At 54.7% G+C, this 19,370-nt stretch carries 15 protein-coding genes; 5 read left to right on the plus strand and 10 right to left on the minus strand.

What is annotated here, in order from left to right; genetic code table 11:
• The first annotated feature begins 164 nt into the window (after positions 1-164).
• The 5 genes from sucA to OGX81_RS05675 all read left to right on the plus strand — a co-directional run bounded on the left by sucA (position 165) and on the right by OGX81_RS05675 (position 7,864).
• Positions 165-2,966 (plus strand): 2-oxoglutarate dehydrogenase E1 component, encoded by a 2,802-nt coding sequence (gene sucA, locus OGX81_RS05655; RefSeq protein WP_012133275.1) that lies wholly within the window; start codon positions 165-167, stop codon positions 2,964-2,966.
• Between the two features lie 14 nt (positions 2,967-2,980).
• Complete coding sequence (odhB, locus tag OGX81_RS05660; RefSeq protein WP_286487532.1) at positions 2,981-4,201, plus strand: 2-oxoglutarate dehydrogenase complex dihydrolipoyllysine-residue succinyltransferase; 1,221 nt, start codon at positions 2,981-2,983, stop codon at positions 4,199-4,201.
• A 129-nt stretch (positions 4,202-4,330) separates the two neighbouring features.
• On the plus strand, positions 4,331-5,497 hold the full coding sequence (gene sucC / locus OGX81_RS05665) for an ADP-forming succinate--CoA ligase subunit beta (protein WP_012133271.1): 1,167 nt from the start codon (positions 4,331-4,333) through the stop codon (positions 5,495-5,497).
• Positions 5,497-6,366, plus strand: a complete 870-nt coding sequence (sucD, locus tag OGX81_RS05670) for a succinate--CoA ligase subunit alpha (RefSeq protein ID WP_012133270.1) — start codon at positions 5,497-5,499, stop codon at positions 6,364-6,366. The genes sucC and sucD overlap by 1 nt, the downstream gene beginning before the upstream one ends.
• 589 nt (positions 6,367-6,955) lie before the next feature.
• Positions 6,956-7,864 (plus strand): LysR family transcriptional regulator, encoded by a 909-nt coding sequence (locus OGX81_RS05675; RefSeq protein ID WP_024130527.1) that lies wholly within the window; start codon positions 6,956-6,958, stop codon positions 7,862-7,864.
• 129 nt (positions 7,865-7,993) lie between these two features.
• On the opposite strand, the gene cobO is transcribed toward OGX81_RS05675, so the two are convergent.
• The 10 genes from cobO to OGX81_RS05725 all read right to left on the minus strand — a co-directional run bounded on the left by cobO (position 7,994) and on the right by OGX81_RS05725 (position 19,282).
• Positions 7,994-8,596 carry a cob(I)yrinic acid a,c-diamide adenosyltransferase gene (cobO, locus tag OGX81_RS05680; protein ID WP_012133266.1) on the minus strand — a complete coding sequence of 201 codons (603 nt, stop codon included), beginning with the start codon at positions 8,594-8,596 and terminating at the stop codon, positions 7,994-7,996.
• 9 nt (positions 8,597-8,605) lie between these two features.
• Positions 8,606-10,258, minus strand: a complete 1,653-nt coding sequence (locus OGX81_RS05685; protein ID WP_071259700.1) for a class I fumarate hydratase — start codon at positions 10,256-10,258, stop codon at positions 8,606-8,608.
• Positions 10,259-10,366: 108 nt separating this feature from the next.
• On the minus strand, positions 10,367-11,674 hold the full coding sequence (locus OGX81_RS05690; RefSeq protein ID WP_012133264.1) for a dicarboxylate/amino acid:cation symporter: 1,308 nt from the start codon (positions 11,672-11,674) through the stop codon (positions 10,367-10,369).
• A gap of 167 nt (positions 11,675-11,841) precedes the next feature.
• Entirely contained in the window at positions 11,842-12,159 is a 318-nt protein-coding gene (locus tag OGX81_RS05695) for a DUF4387 domain-containing protein (RefSeq protein WP_012133262.1), read from the minus strand.
• Positions 12,156-13,526: an acyclic terpene utilization AtuA family protein gene (locus OGX81_RS05700; protein WP_104868911.1), complete on the minus strand. Its 1,371-nt coding sequence runs from the start codon at positions 13,524-13,526 to the stop codon at positions 12,156-12,158. The genes OGX81_RS05695 and OGX81_RS05700 overlap by 4 nt, the downstream gene beginning before the upstream one ends.
• A 3-nt stretch (positions 13,527-13,529) precedes the next feature.
• Positions 13,530-14,771: a methylaspartate ammonia-lyase gene (locus tag OGX81_RS05705; RefSeq protein WP_012133260.1), complete on the minus strand. Its 1,242-nt coding sequence runs from the start codon at positions 14,769-14,771 to the stop codon at positions 13,530-13,532.
• Entirely contained in the window at positions 14,771-16,216 is a 1,446-nt protein-coding gene (locus OGX81_RS05710) for a methylaspartate mutase subunit E (RefSeq protein ID WP_012133259.1), read from the minus strand. Before OGX81_RS05710 ends, OGX81_RS05705 begins: the two co-directional genes overlap by 1 nt.
• Positions 16,217-16,234: 18 nt before the next feature.
• The gene (gene glmL, locus OGX81_RS05715) at positions 16,235-17,623 is read right to left on the minus strand and encodes a methylaspartate mutase accessory protein GlmL (protein ID WP_104868910.1); all 1,389 of its coding nucleotides are present in this window, start codon (positions 17,621-17,623) and stop codon (positions 16,235-16,237) included.
• Positions 17,623-18,072, minus strand: a complete 450-nt coding sequence (gene glmS, locus OGX81_RS05720; protein WP_012133257.1) for a methylaspartate mutase subunit S — start codon at positions 18,070-18,072, stop codon at positions 17,623-17,625. Before glmS ends, glmL begins: the two co-directional genes overlap by 1 nt.
• Positions 18,073-18,562: 490 nt before the next feature.
• On the minus strand, positions 18,563-19,282 hold the full coding sequence (locus OGX81_RS05725; RefSeq protein ID WP_049008346.1) for a GntR family transcriptional regulator: 720 nt from the start codon (positions 19,280-19,282) through the stop codon (positions 18,563-18,565).
• Between the last annotated feature and the right edge of the window lie 88 nt (positions 19,283-19,370).

The following is a 19,370-nucleotide window of genomic DNA, read 5'->3' on the forward strand; positions in this document are numbered from 1 at the left end:
TGCAGGAAACCTTTAAAAACTGCCCTGATGGTTAGACAGTTTCTAAAGGTTCCTTCGCGAGCCGCTACACAGAGAAGAGCTCGCAAGTGAACCCCGGCACGCACAGCAATGTGCGTGGTAGTATCCACGGCGAAGTAAGCATACAGAATGCTTAAGGGATCACGATGCAGAACAGCGCTTTGAAAGCCTGGTTGGACTCTTCTTACCTCTCTGGCGCAAACCAGAGCTGGATAGAACAGCTCTATGAAGACTTCTTAACCGATCCTGACTCGGTAGACGCTAACTGGCGTTCGACGTTCCAGCAGTTACCTGGCACCGGAGTCAAACCGGATCAATTCCATTCAAAAACGCGTGATTATTTCCGTCGTCTGGCGAAGGATGCCTCACGTTACTCTTCTTCGATTTCCGACCCTGACACCAATACGAAGCAGGTCAAAGTCCTGCAACTTATCAACGCTTATCGTTTCCGTGGTCACCAGCATGCGAATCTCGATCCGCTGGGACTGTGGGAACAAGAAAACGTGGCGGATCTGGACCCCTCTTTCCACGATCTGACAGAGGCCGATTTCCAGGAAAGCTTTAACGTAGGTTCTTTTGCGATTGGCAAAGAGACGATGAAGCTGGGCGAACTTATTTCCGCGCTCAAACAAACATACTGCGGCCCGATTGGCGCCGAGTATATGCACATCACCAGCACCGAAGAGAAACGCTGGATTCAGCAGCGTATCGAATCCGGCCGCGCCGCCTTCAGCGCGGAAGAGAAAAAACGCTTCCTCAACGAACTGACCGCCGCCGAAGGGCTGGAGCGTTATCTGGGGGCGAAATTCCCGGGGGCGAAACGCTTCTCGCTGGAAGGCGGCGATGCGTTAATCCCGATGCTCAAAGAGATGATCCGCCATGCGGGCAACAGCGGCACCCGCGAAGTGGTGCTGGGTATGGCGCACCGTGGTCGTCTGAACGTGCTGGTCAACGTGCTGGGTAAAAAACCGCAGGATCTGTTCGACGAATTTGCGGGCAAACATAAAGAACACCTCGGCACCGGCGACGTGAAGTACCACATGGGCTTCTCGTCTGATATCGAAACCGAAGGCGGTCTGGTTCACCTGGCGCTGGCGTTTAACCCGTCGCACCTGGAAATCGTCAGCCCGGTGGTGATCGGTTCCGTGCGCGCCCGTCTGGATCGTCTGGATGAGCCGAGCAGCAATAAAGTGCTGCCAATCACCATTCACGGCGACGCCGCAGTGACGGGCCAGGGCGTGGTTCAGGAAACCCTGAACATGTCCAAGGCGCGTGGTTACGAAGTGGGCGGTACGGTGCGTATCGTCATCAACAACCAGGTGGGCTTTACCACCTCCAACCCGCTGGATGCGCGTTCCACCCCATACTGCACCGACATTGGCAAGATGGTTCAGGCGCCGATTTTCCACGTTAACGCGGATGACCCGGAAGCGGTGGCTTTCGTTACCCGTCTGGCGCTGGACTTCCGTAACACCTTTAAACGCGATGTCTTCATCGATCTGGTGTGCTACCGCCGTCACGGCCATAACGAAGCCGACGAGCCGAGCGCAACCCAGCCGCTGATGTACCAGAAAATCAAAAAGCATCCGACGCCGCGTAAACTCTACGCCGACAAGCTGGAAGCGGACAAGGTCGCTACGCTGGAAGACGCCACTGAAATGGTCAACCTCTACCGCGATGCGCTGGATGCAGGCGAATGCGTGGTGAAAGAGTGGCGTCCGATGAACATGCACTCCTTCACCTGGTCGCCGTACCTCAACCATGAATGGGATGAGAGCTACCCGAACAAGGTGGAAATGAAGCGTTTGCAGGAACTGGCTAAACGCATCAGCACGGTGCCGGAAGCGGTAGAAATGCAGTCGCGCGTCGCCAAAATTTACGGCGATCGTCAGTCGATGGCCGCTGGCGAGAAGCTGTTCGACTGGGGCGGCGCGGAAACGCTGGCCTACGCCACGCTGGTTGATGAGGGGATTCCGGTGCGTCTGTCCGGCGAGGACTCCGGTCGCGGCACCTTCTTCCACCGTCATGCGGTGATTCATAACCAGGCAAATGGTTCCACGTATACGCCGTTGCAGCACATTCATAACGGTCAGGGCACCTTCCGCGTCTGGGACTCCGTCCTGTCTGAAGAAGCGGTGCTGGCGTTCGAATACGGCTATGCGACCGCTGAACCGCGCACCCTGACCATCTGGGAAGCGCAGTTCGGCGACTTCGCCAACGGCGCGCAGGTGGTGATCGATCAGTTCATCTCCTCTGGCGAGCAGAAATGGGGGCGGATGTGCGGCCTGGTGATGCTGCTGCCGCACGGCTACGAAGGGCAGGGGCCGGAGCACTCCTCCGCGCGTCTGGAACGTTATCTGCAACTTTGCGCTGAGCAAAACATGCAGGTTTGCGTCCCGTCCACTCCGGCGCAGGTTTACCACATGCTGCGTCGTCAGGCGCTGCGCGGTATGCGCCGTCCGCTGGTCGTTATGTCGCCGAAGTCGCTGCTGCGTCATCCGCTGGCGGTCTCCAGCCTGGACGAACTGGCCAACGGCGCCTTCCAGCCAGCGATTGGCGAGGTTGATGAGCTCGATCCGCAAGGCGTGAAGCGCGTGGTGATGTGTTCTGGTAAGGTTTATTACGACCTGCTGGAACAACGCCGTAAAAACGATCAGAAAGATGTCGCCATTGTGCGCATTGAACAGCTCTACCCGTTCCCGCACAAAGCGGTTCAGGAAGCGCTGAAACCGTACGCCCACGTACATGATTTTGTCTGGTGCCAGGAAGAGCCGCTCAACCAGGGCGCATGGTACTGTAGTCAGCATCATTTCCGTGAAGTGATTCCATTTGGGTCTGCTCTGCGTTACGCAGGTCGCCCGGCCTCCGCCTCTCCGGCGGTAGGGTATCTGTCCGTTCACCAGAAACAGCAACAAGATCTGGTTAATGACGCGCTGAACGTCGATTAATTAAAGGATAAATAATGAGTAGCGTAGATATTCTTGTTCCCGACCTGCCTGAGTCCGTAGCGGACGCAACCGTTGCGACCTGGCACAAAAAACCGGGCGATAGTGTCCAGCGTGATGAAGTGCTGGTAGAAATCGAAACTGACAAAGTGGTACTGGAAGTACCGGCATCGGCTGACGGCATTCTGGATGCGGTTCTGGAAGATGAAGGTACGACGGTAACGTCTCGCCAGATCCTGGGTCGCCTGCGTGAAGGCAACAGCTCCGGTAAAGAGACCAGCGCCAAATCCGAAGAGAAAGCGTCTACACCGGCTCAGCGCCAGCAGGCGTCGCTATCCGAGCAGAACAACGATGCCCTCAGCCCGGCGATCCGCCGTCTGTTGGGTGAACATAACCTCGACGCCAGCGCCATCAAAGGCACGGGCGTAGGCGGTCGCATCACGCGCGAAGATGTGGAAAAACATCTGGCGAAGGCACCGGCGAAAGTGGAAGCCAAAGAGCCGGAAGCCGCGCCTGCCGCACAGCCTGCGCTTGGCGCTCGCAGTGAAAAACGCGTCCCGATGACCCGTCTGCGCAAGCGCGTAGCCGAGCGTCTGCTGGAAGCGAAAAACTCCACCGCGATGCTGACCACGTTCAACGAAGTCAACATGAAGCCAATCATGGATCTGCGTAAGCAGTACGGCGACGCGTTTGAAAAACGTCATGGCATTCGTCTGGGCTTCATGTCCTTCTACGTGAAAGCGGTGGTTGAAGCGCTGAAACGCTACCCGGAAGTGAACGCCTCCATTGATGGCGACGACGTGGTGTATCACAACTACTTCGACGTCAGCATGGCGGTTTCCACGCCGCGTGGTCTGGTAACGCCGGTACTGCGTGATGTCGATACCCTCGGCATGGCGGATATCGAGAAAAAAATCAAAGAACTGGCCGTGAAAGGGCGTGACGGTAAGCTGACGGTGGACGATCTGACCGGCGGTAACTTCACCATCACCAACGGTGGCGTGTTCGGCTCGCTGATGTCTACCCCGATCATCAACCCGCCGCAGAGCGCAATCCTCGGCATGCATGCGATCAAAGATCGTCCGATGGCGGTGGATGGTAAGGTTGAGATCCTGCCGATGATGTACCTGGCGCTGTCTTACGATCACCGTCTGATCGATGGTCGTGAATCAGTGGGCTTCCTGGTCGCCATTAAAGAGCTGCTGGAAGATCCGACGCGTCTGCTGCTGGACGTGTAGTCACTTTTTAGTGTCACCTGCCCTGTAGGCCGGATAAGGCGCTGGTGAGATGCCTGATGGCGACGCAGCCGCGTCTTATCAGGCCTACAGGTTTAAAGATAACGATTACCTGAAGGATGGACAGAACACATGAACTTACATGAATATCAGGCAAAACAACTTTTTGCCCGCTATGGCTTACCGGCGCCGGTGGGTTATGCCTGTACTACTCCGCGTGAAGCAGAAGAAGCCGCTTCAAAAATCGGCGCGGGTCCGTGGGTAGTAAAATGTCAGGTTCACGCAGGCGGCCGTGGCAAAGCGGGCGGTGTGAAGGTTGTTAACAGCAAAGAAGAGATTCGCGCGTTCGCGGAACACTGGCTGGGTAAACGCCTCGTGACCTACCAGACAGACGCTAACGGTCAACCGGTCAACCAGATTCTGGTTGAAGCGGCGACCGATATCGATAAAGAGCTGTATCTTGGCGCGGTTGTTGACCGTAGTTCCCGCCGCGTGGTCTTTATGGCCTCCACCGAAGGCGGCGTGGAAATCGAAAAAGTGGCGGAAGAGACCCCGCACCTGATCCACAAAATCGCCCTCGATCCGCTGGCGGGCCCAATGCCGTATCAGGGCCGTGAACTGGCGTTCAAACTGGGTCTGGAAGGTAAGCAGGTTCAGCAATTTACGAAGATCTTTATGGGTCTGGCGACCATTTTCCTTGAGCGCGATCTGGCGCTGATCGAAATCAACCCGCTGGTGATCACTAAACAAGGCGATCTGATCTGTCTCGACGGTAAACTGGGCGCTGACGGCAACGCGCTGTTCCGCCAGCCGGATCTGCGCGAAATGCGCGACCAGTCTCAGGAAGACCCGCGTGAAGCGCAGGCGGCGCAGTGGGAACTGAACTACGTGGCGCTGGACGGCAACATCGGCTGCATGGTTAACGGCGCAGGTCTGGCGATGGGCACGATGGACATCGTTAAACTGCACGGCGGCGAACCGGCTAACTTCCTCGACGTAGGCGGCGGCGCGACCAAAGAGCGCGTAACCGAAGCGTTCAAAATCATCCTCTCTGATGACAACGTGAAAGCGGTTCTGGTTAACATCTTCGGCGGCATCGTCCGTTGCGACCTGATTGCCGACGGTATCATCGGCGCGGTAGAAGAAGTGGGTGTTAGCGTACCGGTTGTCGTACGTCTGGAAGGCAACAACGCCGAACTCGGCGCGAAAAAACTGGCTGACAGCGGCCTGAATATTATTGCAGCGAAAAGTCTGACGGATGCAGCTCAGCAGGTTGTTGCCGCAGTGGAGGGGAAATAATGTCTGTTTTAATCGATAAAAACACCAAGGTTATCTGCCAGGGCTTTACCGGTAGCCAGGGGACTTTCCACTCTGAACAGGCGATTGCTTACGGCACGCAGATGGTGGGCGGCGTAACGCCAGGCAAAGGCGGCACCACGCATCTGGGTCTGCCGGTGTTCAATACCGTGCGTGAAGCGGTAGAAGCCACTGGCGCCACCGCAACGGTTATCTACGTTCCGGCGCCGTTCTGTAAAGACTCCATTCTGGAAGCTGTCGACGCGGGCATCAAACTGATTATCACCATCACTGAAGGCATCCCGACGCTGGATATGCTGACCGTGAAAGTCGCGCTTGACGAAGCGGGCGTGCGCATGATCGGGCCGAACTGCCCGGGCGTGATCACCCCAGGCGAGTGCAAAATCGGCATCATGCCGGGCCACATCCACAAGCCGGGCAAAGTGGGCATCGTGTCCCGCTCCGGTACGCTGACCTATGAAGCGGTTAAGCAGACCACTGACTACGGTTTCGGCCAGTCCACCTGTGTGGGCATCGGCGGCGACCCGATCCCGGGCTCTAACTTCATCGATATCCTGAAACTGTTCCAGGAAGATCCGCAGACTGAAGCGATCGTGATGATCGGTGAGATCGGCGGTAGCGCGGAAGAAGAGGCGGCGGCATACATCAAAGAACACGTAACCAAGCCGGTTGTTGGTTACATCGCGGGCGTTACCGCGCCGAAAGGCAAGCGTATGGGTCACGCGGGCGCGATTATCGCGGGTGGTAAAGGTACGGCGGATGAGAAATTCGCCGCGCTGGAAGCCGCAGGCGTGAAAACCGTTCGTAGCCTGGCGGATATCGGCGAAGCGCTGAAAGCCGTAATGAAGTAATTCTCAAAAAGCAGCAATAAGGCCCGACTCCTTCGTGCGACAGGGGAATACCTGAAGCGCGAAGGATGCAGGGCTGGTCCGTTTTCGACATGGTTGGTCACCTTCTGGTGACCTTTTTTTTGCCTGTTTTGCCGCTTAACCGTGTTGAAAATAAGCATCTTGCTGCGGTAAACGTTTACCCGCGCTTATTGTTATTAATATCATCCTGCCAGCAGGTGACGAACAGAAAATTATCAGACACATAAACAGTCGCTTTCTGTTATGCCGCGTGTTAAATCCTCCTTAAATAAACCACAAATAATATTGATTCACCTCGCAACATTTTTTCTCCATAAAACAAGTTAACATGAAAAATTATTAAGAACTTATTAGCACTATTTGCCTGTAATTAACCGCGTTTAAATTGTGTTTATTGTCGGGGTTGAGTATTATTGCTTAATATTTAAACACTGGCAGTGTGCGTAAATCATGGAGTGGATCAATGACATTAGCGGAGAAAATAAAATATAACTCTCGGGGATAATCTGGAGGGGTTGCATTAATTTTTTATAAATTAAACTATTTTTGTACGCTGCATATGGAAGACGTTATGAGAGGAAAGATACCCAAGACCGAATTACTGGTGACTTTTGAAGTGGTGGCGCGTCACGAAAGCTATACCCGGGCAGCAGAAGAGTTGGCGTTGACTCAGAGCGCAGTGTTCCGGCAGGTGAATGCGCTGGAGGATTTTTTACATACCTCGTTATTTAACCATGCCAAAAAGCGAATTTTTTTAAATGCAGCCGGTAAGCATTATCTGAGCATTGTTAAAGAAACACTTAACAAACTTGAACGCGATACCAATACGATAATGACCTGGCAACCCACCGTTCAGGTCATTGAGCTGGCGGTGAACCCAACGTTCAGTACCCACTGGCTGATTCCGAATTTACGTGAATTTAATAAAATAAATCCTGACATTATCGTTAATATTCATTCGCTGGCGAATATTGGCGATTTTCTTAACCGTGAGTATGACGCCGCCATTATGCGGGAAGATTTTTGCTCGCCCTGGTCAGAGGTGGAGTATTTATTTGAAGAGGAAATTTTACCCGTATGCAGTGGCAGCCTTTTACCTCAGCCGAATCAAAAACTGACCGTAGAAGAGTTGCTCAATGAATTTCCCCTTTTGCATCAAAGTACGCGCATCAAAGGCTGGCAGGAATGGTTCGCGCTGTCGGATATCAACAGTCCGCTGGTGAATAAAGGCCCGCGCTTTGATTTATTGTCGATGCTGATTGCCGCCGTGCGTTCTAATCTGGGCGTGGCGCTATTGCCCCGGTTTGCGATCCAGCACGATCTGGATAACGGTGAGATGGTGATTCCCTGCGATGTGCCGATGCGTACAGGGAACCGGTTTATTATGACGTGGCGCGAAGAAAAAGCGGAATCCCGGTATTTACAGATCTTCCGTGACTGGCTGCTGCAAAAATCGGTAATCTCAGCGGTGGAGCGCTGATGCCGGATGGCGGCCAGTGGCCTTATCCGGCCTACAAGCGGTGAGGGCTGCGGCCGGTGGCCTTATCGGGCCTACAAACGGTGAGGACTGTAGGCCTGATAAGCGCAGCGCCATCAGGCAAAGGCGCGGCTACCAGTCTATCCCCGCCTGCGCCTGAATGCCGCTATCGAATGCATGCTTCACCGGGCGGACTTCGCTGACCGTATCGGCGAGTTCCAGTAACTGCGTATGACACCCGCGACCGGTAACGATCACGCTCTGCTGTTCAGGACGATTCACAATCGCGGCGATCACGTCCTGGGTGTCCAGGTAGTGATAAGCCAGCATGTATGTCAGTTCATCCAGCACCACCAGATCGTAACGCGGGTCGGCGAGCATGCGCCTGCCTTCCTGCCAGACGGCTTCCGCCGCCTGTATATCCGCTTCCCGGTCCTGCGTCTCCCAGGTAAAACCGGTGCCCATAATGTGAAACTCAACGCCAAGCGGTTGCAGCGTGTTGTATTCACCGTTATCCCACTGACCTTTGATAAATTGCGCGACGCCAACGGTTTTGCCGTGACCGACCGCGCGGGTCGCGGTGCCAAAGGCCGCCGTCGATTTTCCTTTACCGTTCCCGGTGAAAACAATCAGGACTCCTTTCTGTTCCGTGGCCGCCGCCACACGGGTGTCCACCTGTTCTTTCAGTTTTTGCTGCCGCTGGCGGTGCCTGTCAGTATTGGCTCGCGCTTCCATAAATGCTCCTTAATGTCCTGCCGGACAGGTCGCGCAGCGATGTTGCTGCTCAAACTGGCTGAAGAAGTTATTGCCTTTATCATCCACCAGCACAAAGGCGGGCAGGTTTTTGACCTCCATCATCCACACGGCTTCCATCCCCAGTTCGGGATACTCAAGGCAGCGCAAGCTTTTAACGTACTGCTGCGCCAGAAGCGCGGCGGCGCCGCCAATGCTGCCAAGATTGAAGCCGCCATGCTTGTGGCAGGCCTCGGTCACTTGCTGGCTGCGGTTGCCTTTCGAAAGCATGATCAAACTGCCGCCCGCCGCCTGGAAGGCGTCAACATAGCCGTCCATGCGCCCGCCGGTGGTCGGGCCGAGCGAGCCGCAGGCCTGTTTTTCCGGCGTTTTGGCTGGCCCCGCGTAATAAACAATGTGATTTTTCATGTAGTCCGGCATCGGTTCGCCGTTATCCAGACGCTCTTTAATTTTGGCGTGCGCGATATCGCGGGCGACGACAATCGGGCCGTTCAGCGACAGTCGGGTGCCGACAGGCAGCGTGGAAAGGTTATGCAGGATCTCGCGCAGCGGACGGTTGAGATCGAGCTGTACGGTCTGGGCGCTGTTTTCCACGCGCAGGGATTCAGGAATAAATTTTCCCGGATTGTGTTCGAGTTTTTCCAGCCAGATGCCGCGCTTGTTGATTTTCGCTTTAATATTGCGGTCGGCAGAGCAGGAGAGCGCCATTGCGATGGGGCAGGAGCCGCCGTGACGCGGCAGGCGGATAACGCGGATATCATGAGCGAAATATTTGCCACCAAACTGTGCTCCGATGCCAAACTCGCGGCTGGCATTGAGCAGGGTTGTTTCCAGCGCCGTGTCGCGAAACGCCTGGCCCAGCTCGTTTCCGCTGGTCGGCAGGGTGTCGTAATATTTGGTTGAGGCCAGCTTCGCCACTTTCAGCGCCTGGTCGGCAGACAATCCGCCAACCACAAAAGCGATATGGTAGGGCGGGCAGGCTGCTGTTCCCAGCGACCGCATTTTTTCGATCAGGAAAGCGGTGAGTTTTTCGGGTTGCAGAATAGATTTGGTTTCCTGAAACAGCGCCGCTTTGTTGGCGGAACCGCCGCCTTTATTGACGAAGAGAAACCGGTATTCGTCACCCGGCGTCGCGCTGATATCAATCTGGGCGGGCAGGTTGGTTTGGGTATTCACCTCGGTGTACATGTCCAGCGGGGCGTTCTGGGAGTAGCGTAAGTTATTTTCCTGGAAAGTGATGTACACGCCTTTGCTCAGGGCTTCGGCATCGTTGCCGCCTGTCCAGACGTGCTGACCTTTGCTCGCCACAATGGTTGCCGTTCCCGTGTCCTGGCAGTTTGGCAGTACGCCTTTCGCCGAGACTTCGGCATTGCGTAACAGTTGCAGCGCGACGTACTTATCATTACTGCTGGCCTGCGGATCGTGCAGGATGCTGGCAATCTGCTTCAGATGCGCGGTGCGCAGGAAAAACGAGGCTTCATAAAATGCCTGTTGGGCCAGCAGAGTCAGCGCTTCAGGCGCGACTTTGATAACCTCTTCACCGTCTAACTCCGTTACCGTAATGTGCTTGTCGCTGAGTAATTCATATTCCGTCGTATCTTTGCTTTGAACAAACGGTTCCTGCCAGACAAATGGTTTAGACATATTAACTTCTCACCTTTAAGTTATTTTTGCCGGACGGCTGTCCGGCCTACAACAATGCGCAAACCGTAGGCCGGATAAGCGTTAGCGCCATCCGGCATCGCTGTGGTATCAGGACATCGCCACTTCTGAGTGTTCGGTTGCCGGGCGCTCCTGTTCCGGGGTTTTGACCGGTGCTTTGCCACGGCAGCCTGCGCCGAAGTGCTCGCCTTCCCAACGACCGACAATCGCCGCACCCATCGCATTACTCATCACGTTGGTGGCAGAACGGCCCATATCGAGGAACGGATCGACGCCCATCAGCAGGATCAGACCGGCTTCTGGAATGTTGAACTGGTTGAGGGTAGCGGCGATAACCACCATTGACGCACGCGGCACGCCTGCCATTCCTTTGGAGGTCAGCATCAGAATCAGCAGCATGGTGATCTGCTCGCCCATGCTCAGTTCAATGTTGCACGCCTGGGCGATAAACACGGTGGCAAACGAGCAGTAGGCCATTGAGCCGACGAGGTTAAAGGAGTAACCGATAGGCAGTACGAAGCTGGCAATCTTGGAAGAGACGCCAAACTTCTCCAGTTTGTCCAGCGTACCAGGGAAAGCCGCTTCCGAGCTGGACGTGGTAAAGGCCAGCAGCGCGGGTTCGAAGATTGCTTTGGTCAGACGACTGATGCACGGCCCGACAATCATTGTTGACAGGCCAATCAGGATCGCCCACAGCATCCCCAGCGTCAGGTAGAACTCGCCCATGAAGATCCCGGCGCTGACCATCACGCCCAGACCGCGTTCAGCAATCAGACCGGAGATGGCGGCAAAGACGGTCAGCGGCGCAAACAGCATCACGTAACCTGTCAGCTTCAGCATGACGTGCACCAGCGAGTCGAGCACTTTAACGATGGCGGCGCCTTTTTCACCAACGGCGGCCAGGCTGCAACCGAGGAAAATGGAGAACACCACAATTTGCAGGATCTCGTTGCGCGCCATCGCATCGATAATGCTGGTGGGCACGGCGTGCGAGATAAAGACTTTCAGCGTGAAGGGTTCAGACTGCACGGCGGCAACCGCGCCTGCGTCGTGTGCCACAAAGTTAATGCCTGCGCCTGGCTGGAACATATTGACGATGACCAGACCCAACGCAATAGACAATAATGAGGCGCAAATAAACAGGAAAAAGGTTTTAGAGAATATACGCCCCAGCGTTTTGGCATCGCCCATTTTGGCGATCCCCACCACTAACGTTGAAATAACCAGGGGGGCAATAATCATTTTTACCATGCGTAAAAATATGGTGGTAAAAATAGAGATGTCCTGGGCGTACGATTTTGCTGTTTCAGCCGATGCCATATTATTAATGGCCACCCCGGCAATCATGCCGAGTATCAGGCCTAATATGATCATTTTGGTTAAACTTATTTTTTTCATGTTTGCTCCATCGGATAATGGTTGGAGAATAATGTGTAGGGCAGCGCATACCCGAACGCAGACAACCGCTCAGGTACGCGCTTGTTATGACCAACCGCATGAATAATCAGGAAAACAGTGATACAGCAAAATCCTGTATCCTGATGGCTGTTGTTGTATTGTTATGACTACAAGTCGAAGGTAATACTTAATAGCGGCGCGTGTTGCTGCGCGCCATAAACATCATTGTCACCAACGTTGCCGGAAATAATATCGCGCGGCATGACAATTTTTACCGCATTTGCCGGATCAAACCAGACAATGCGATGAATAAAATCAGGCTCGACGTTATATAAACGGGCAATAAGCTGCGGCGTTAATTGTTCCGATGCTTTTACCCGCTGATAGTCTTCCCGGGTTTTAAACAAAATATCTAAAACCAGTTCGTACGGTCCGGCGTTTTTGGAACGAATCACCTGCGCCAGTGAGCAAATAGAGTGTTTCATGCCTGAACTCCTTCCGGCGTCACCTGTTCGAGGTGGAAATCAAATTGCAGCGCGTCGCTCGCTTCAATCAGGTGATAGATTGAAAACTCATACACTGGCCCGCTTTGAATATCGGAAGGCGAGAACGGGAAGGCGAGGTTGCCCGCCGTTGCAATCCGGTTTTCATAGCCGTAGTGCAGGAGGGTGGAACGCACCAGCGAACAGACGCTGTTGGCGATATCCTGCGTCGGCGCGACCACGTCAAGCAATATGCCCAGTTCGTGCCCGGCGCTCTGCATCGGTTCATGATTGCCCATCACCCCGTTCTTACCGTACAGGTGGAATGTCATGCGGATGCTGTCATCATTCAGCGAGAGGTTACGCGCCACGCTGGTCTTCACCTCTTCGAGAATGGTGTCAATGCTGGCAATCATGATCGGGTCGCGGGTCCCGGCGATGGTCAGACAGCGGAAGCCCACCTGACGCGCGCCTTCCAGCTTCAGCGCGTACGGCGTCTCTTCGTGACGGGAACCGCTGACGTAGACCTCGCCCTCGTTGACCGCTTTGAAGCTGCACCCTTTCAGATTCAGCACGCCGCCCGGCCCCGGCAAGTAGTACGGATCGGATTTCTCATACAGGGTGTGCGCCGCCGCAGAGGTTTCGGTGAACTTGCGCTTTGGATTGAACGTTTTAAGCGTAAAGCCGTTATCGTCAATGATCCCCATCGCGCAGTCGGAACCGGAACCCGGCGTCGCGGCGATGGCCGCGCACTCAAGGATCTTGCCGCAGTGCAGCGCCAGACCTTCATCAAAGCCCTGCATGATCGGCAGCGCCGCGAAGCAGGCCGGATCGTAAGCGCGTCCGCCCAGCACCACCTGCGCACCGGCTTTCAGCGCCCGCTGGAAAGGTTCGATGCCCATTTGTGCGACGATATAGGTGCTTTGGTCGATCGCGTCGTGGGTCAGTTCCGGGACGAAATCCAGCGCGGTGATTTTGCCGTTATCCAGCGCCTGGTGAACGATCGCTTTATTAACATCTGACGGGATAAGCGCCATCGAGAACGACAGCTTCTCTTCCTGCGCAATCTCAAGGATTATCTGGCGACACCACTCCAGATGCGGCGCCGCGCCGGAACCTCCGGCAGTGCCGATCACCACCGGGATGTCGTTTTTCACGCCTGCGGTAATCATATAGCGCAGATCGCGTTTCACCCCGGCCCTGTCGGTAAAGGGTTTCCCTGCCCCCAGGTAGTGGGGGCCAGGATCGGAGGAACCGGCGTCAACGGCGATCAGATCCGGCGACTCCTCCATCGCTTTGCGAAAGCTCTCTTCCGGGAAGCCATAGCCCAGAATGGCCGTCGGCGATAAGATCTTAAATGTACGTGCCATTTCTCAATCCTTTGTCTGCAACAGCGCGATGGTACGGTTCATCTCGTTAAACACGATGTTGAGACCTTCATCGAAGCCCATACCCGGTTTCACCAGCATCCGCATCGGGCGCGCGGCCAGCGCGACATGTACGCAGGTGCGGGCGCTGATCTCGGTTTCGTTACAGGTGCCGCCCTGATAGGCTTCCATCCCGTGTTTGTTGCAATAGAGCACGGCGTCAACGATGTTATGAATGCCGCCGAGATCCGGGGTTTTGATCTGCACCATGTGGCAACTGCCCGCGTCAGTGAAATCGACGATGTCCTGATAGGTGTTACACCATTCGTCAGCGACAATTTTCACGCCGGAACCGAGGCGGGTCAGCTCTTTGGTGATGGCGGTCAGCAGACGGATCTGATCCGGTTTGTTACCGGCATCCACCGGGCCTTCAATGTACAACGGCAGACCCTGCGCTTCTTTCTCCAGGCTGGCGATGTACTCCGCGCAGCGTACCGGGTCCATATCGAAGATCAGGCCGATGGTGCCGTAGACATCAATATGCAGCGTCGGGTGATAGCGTGGGCTGGTGCGCAGGCTCAGGATGCGATCGGACAGCCAGCGTACATACTCACGCAGTTTCTCGCCCTGAAAGCCCAGTTTCTCTTCCACGTTGTTGATCAGCGCATGCGGCAGCACGTCAACGCCTTTGAGGATCATCTTATCGACGGCGATATAGCGATCGTCGCCGCTCTGACCAAATAACGGAATCGCTTCCGGGACGCACGGCAACTGCCATTCATCGCAAACCACTTCTGCTTTCAGACGACCGGACGCCAGCGCGGTGGCGTCGAGCAGCGCCTGCGACAGGCCGTAACGCACGGCGGTGTGCAGCAGATTGCCGTCAATGCGCAGCTTGTCGAAGAAGCGGGCGTTCGGCAGGAACGCATCGACATCACGGCCTTCCAGCAGCGGTTTAATGTGATCGTTCAGGAACGGAATAAAGTGCTCCGCCAGGAACAGCGGGTCACGACCGCCAGCGCCGGAATACTGCACGGCGGCGCAGTCACCGACCGCTACCGCGCCATTTTCCAGAATCAGCTGTACCGAGATGCACTCGCCCGCCTGACGCACAGAGGTAAAGCCGGGCGTGACCGGCGCGCCGGTATAAATGAATCCATCATGACCCGCGCCGTTTTTAATCGCCTGCTGATCGTCGAAATAGAATGAGGAGTAGCCAGCGGTGAAAAGGGCCTGTTTAATTTTCATTATGGTCTTCCTATTAATTGACTGTGGGATACCGCGTTGATGTCATCAACAACCATCTGGAATGAGGGCTTGCGTCCTTCAAAATGGGCGCGCTCAGCGACGTAATCGTGGTGCAGGGCGAGGATATCTTTCGGCAGCGGAACCGCACCGGCTTCAAGGATGCGAATGGCGCCGGAGTTATCGCGAACCGGCAGGATTTTGCCTGCGTTACAGGAGGCCGGGGCGAAAGGGACGTCCAGCACGCCGGCTTCAAAAGCCAGCACCGTGCCGCGCGCCACATCGCCGTTACCCAGCTCAAAGACTTTTTTCAGCACCGCACGGACTTCGCACTTAATCAGTTCGACTTCCTGTTCTACGGCCGCGCACGGCGGGAATTTCTGGTCGCTGACCATATTGAGCATCTGGCGAGAGGCTTTAAGCCCCTGGGCGTTTGCGGCGGCCGTTGGGATACCGAAGGCTTCGTGCGGACTCTTGGTGATCACTTTGGTCGCGCCGGACATACCCGCCACCGCTGCGCCCCAGGAGATAATGGCGAACGCTTTGGATTCATCTTCCGGGAAGCCGCCCATCCACTGGTGGAAGACGGTGCTCAGTTCGTAATCATCAAAGCCGTAGTTCTGGAAATATTCGTGGGACAGTTCGCGCAGTGACTGAATGGCGGCGATATCCTGCGTCAGGCTGCCCACCTGGCCATAGCCGACGGTAATCGACTTCACGCCCTGTTCCAGCGCCAGCAGACCTTCGATGATGGCGACCGCGTGGGACATAAACGGCGGGATCAGCGTGCCGGTCAGCGGGCCGAACGGCTCGCGGTTAATACGGATGCCGTGCTCTTCATACATTCCCATCAGACGGTCGCAGTACTGCCAGTCGCGGATTGATTTTTCCAGCGTGACGCGCTTGGCGTAAGGAATGTTGTAGGAGATGCCGCCGCCTTCATAGCTGGTGAAGCCGCTGGCCATCGCGATTTCCGCCAGCAGTCGCGCATCCGGCGTACCGTGACGAACCTGAATGGGTTTTTCCAGTGCTTCCGTCATCCGGCGGCAGGCAGCAACGCCGTGGTTGACAACCGGCAGGCCGTTCAGCTTAGAGGTGCCTGCTTCGATGGATTTTTGAATACCGATCGCCGCTTCTTCGTAACGGTTCAGACGGGTATAGGCATCGATGGTGCTGGGAAGCAGATCGCACTCTTCCTGCAACGTTTTGAGCAGCGCGATGTGTTCATCCATCAGCGCCACGCCCGCGCGCGGCTGGCTGAGCGTTTTGCCTTCCTGATCGGCTTTTAACAGGGCGTGAGAAAAGCGTTTTTTCTCTGGAATGGTTTGCTGATACTTCACGCCATCTTCAAAATTCTCGACGTCCTTGCCGGTATGCCAGGTTTGCAATACCTGATGCCGCTCGGTCATGAATTCGTCATGGGTTAATTTTTTATTTCGGAGTTCCATTCGTAGCTGCCTTAGGTTTTATAGGGTTAAACATTGAATACTGGTGCGAGCGGCGAGCTGCGGGTACAGCCTGGCGACGTTCGCCAGCAGAGGAAGCAAGCCTTTTGAATCGCGGTAATAGTCAAACTGCCCGGGTAAGAGAATGCGTCTGCCGTCATCGTCCAGCTCGCGGTATTTCAACCAGCGATGGATGTCGAACTGACTGGCGCGGGAGAGCCATCCGCCGGAACCGACAACTTTGCGAACGGTGGTGAGGTCGCGCCCCATCTGTAAGTCGACGTTGCCCACGCAGGTGCAGACCTGCTTTTTGGTGCCCGCGTGACGTTCGCTGGCATAACCCACGCACAGCCCTGCCAGCAGGGCGTCGAAGAATTTCTCTTCGTCGCTGCGGGGGAGGTAATCGGGGTGGGACACCAGGTGGCGCAGATAGCCGTAAAACGCCTCCTGACGCTCAGGCTGTTGGGCAAACACGACGTTTACCATCTCCTGGGTGCTTTCTCCGACCACAAGGGCAGAGACGCGCATCCCGAGATCGCCTTCAACGGTGCGTTTGACGAACGGTTCCGGCACGCCATGCAGCACGGTATCAGGAGAGAGCATATTGGCACAGGCGGAGTACACGTCGGTGGTGGCGCCGCCCATATCGATCAGCATGAACTCTTTCCATGCGCTGTCGATGTCGCTGATGGCTTTAACCAGCTCGTAGACGGTCCACGGTGTTGGCATCGGCTCTTCGCCGGTTTCGCTAACAATCACGTCCAGCCCTTTGCCTTTCACGATGCGGGACAGGAACAGATCGCAAATGGCCTGGCGGGCGGCATACGGATTCGGGTGATCGAGGTCGGGCAGAATGTTGTCTACCGTGGTCAGATCTTTATGCCCCAGAATGGCCTGTACCTCATCCTGAATGTCACGGTTTCCGGCATAAATAATCGCGCAATCCAGATTTGAGTTCGCCAGCGCGCGCGCATTCGCCAGACCGTAGCTTTCTTCGCCGCCATCCGTACCGCCGGTAAACAGCAGGATGTCCGGCGGCGAGTTTTCTAACGCCTGGATGTCATGGCGGTTGAGCTTATACGCGTAATATTGCGCGATCTTCGCCCCCGCTGAGTGGGCAGTAACTTTTGCGGATTCCAGCGTGATAGACGGCACCAGCCCCATAGCGGCGACGGCGAGCCCGCCTTTTGCCGATGAGGAGTATTTCAACTGCACTTCGCCGCTTTTCAGCAACGGACGAGCATCGGCGACATTCAGCACCTGATTCAGACTGGCAAAAAAACCGTCTGCCAGATGGTATGTGGTGGTTGGCGTCAGGACATGGTTCACCAGGGTTAACGCATCCCCCTCCCTGGCGAAGAGGGCGGCTTTGGTCCATGTCGAGCCGATATCGACAGAGACGATTTGCATCAGATGGCCTCTTCAAGGCAGCGCTGTTCAACACCATGACGCGGGTTAATGTCCCCGGCCATTAACCGGCACACATCTTCCAGATCATGACTTGGCGCAAAGACGCGGTTAAAGCCCATCTCTTTAAACTTCGCTTCCACGTCGGCAAAGTCATGTTTACCCACCACCAGATTGCCGCCGACATAGAGCAGAATGTCACCAATACCGCGTTCGATGCAGCGTTCACGTAAACCGAGGCAGTCGATATCGCCGTGGCCGTAAATGGATGACACGACAATCGCATCGGCGCCGGTTTCGATTGCGGCATCAATATATTCATCCTGGCTTACCATGACCCCCAGATTGATTACGCGAAAATCATGGGCAGTAAAAACGCGATCCAAAACTTTATTGCCTACTGCATGGCAGTCAGCACCAATGACGCCAATAACAAGTGTTGATTTTTTCATGAGTAATCCTCTGTAGAGCTGATGAACAAAAGGTAAGAGTCTTCGTTTAATATTGCGCACTCAGGTTTCTGCAACCTTTTAATAGTCATGGAGTGTCTGTGCAGGCGGGAAGGGATGCAATTGATCTATTTTCAAAATATCTTTCTTAAAAATAATGTTCTTAATTAATCATTGGAAGGGTGTTTGTTATCAATGAGTTATTATTGATTGCCCAGCTCTGGTTAATTTAATTGGAACAGGGGGTTAATAAATAATATGCTGTGTTTGTGATCGCGGTCTTATTTATTTTTGCAAACGGTTATTGAGAGATAAATATAATACAAAGGCAAAACTGTGAGTTAAATAACGGAACAGAAATGGATGTTTCTATAGGAACACGGTTCATTGTTAATGAAAGGATAAATATGATAATAATTTGTTCTTTCTTACCGGGCGGATTATTTGTGAGCCCGGTAGCATATTGTCACAATACCGTGAACAGAAAACATGATCAGCGCTGTTTTCTGCGCGCGATCAACGTAAATTTATAATCATCGGTATTAAACGCATTACGGCTATATTCAAATACCTGACCGTCTTTCAGGAATCCGCGAGAAACCTTTTCCAGGATCGGTTTGTTTGCGCTGATCGCCAGCGTGCGGCTCATTTCTTCGGTTGGCATGATTGGGATCAGCTCCTGCTCGCTGCGATCAATGACCATCTGCTTCACCTCTTCAATAAAGTGATACTTGGAATTTTCCATCACCTGCCAGGTCAGGTCGGGAAAGAGCGCCAGCGGCATCCATGTCTCTTCGAGGGCGACGGGTTTTTGCTTAATGTAACGCACGCGTTTTACGTGCCAGACCCGGTTGTTCTCCGCCAGTTGTAACTGGTTGCGCAGAAAGTCGTCCGCCGGGATCACTTCAAAAACCAAAACGTCACTGTGGGTGTCAACATGGCGATCGGCGAGTTTTTCGTAAAAGCTGGTTAGCTGGTAGATATCGTAATTGACCCGCTCTTCTTTCACATAGGTCCCGCTGCCCTGAATGCTTTCGATGATCTGCTGTTCGGTCAGTTGCTTGAGCGCCTGACGTACCGTGACCCGGCTCACGCCAAACGCATGCTGCAATGCCTGCTCGGTGGGTAACGCGTCGCCTGCTTTCAGTTCGCCACGTTCAATCTGCTCGCGGATTCGGTCGGCAATCTGTCGGTATAACGGTTTTTGGCTCATCTTTTTACTTTTGTATGAATGAATTAATACGACTTCGTTGATTATGCCCGATCAATAGCTCTTGTAAATAATACAAATTAAATACAAA

It is taken from the genome of Citrobacter sp. CK206 (genome assembly GCF_030333125.1).
Taxonomy (GTDB): Bacteria; Pseudomonadota; Gammaproteobacteria; order Enterobacterales; family Enterobacteriaceae; genus Citrobacter_B; species Citrobacter_B koseri.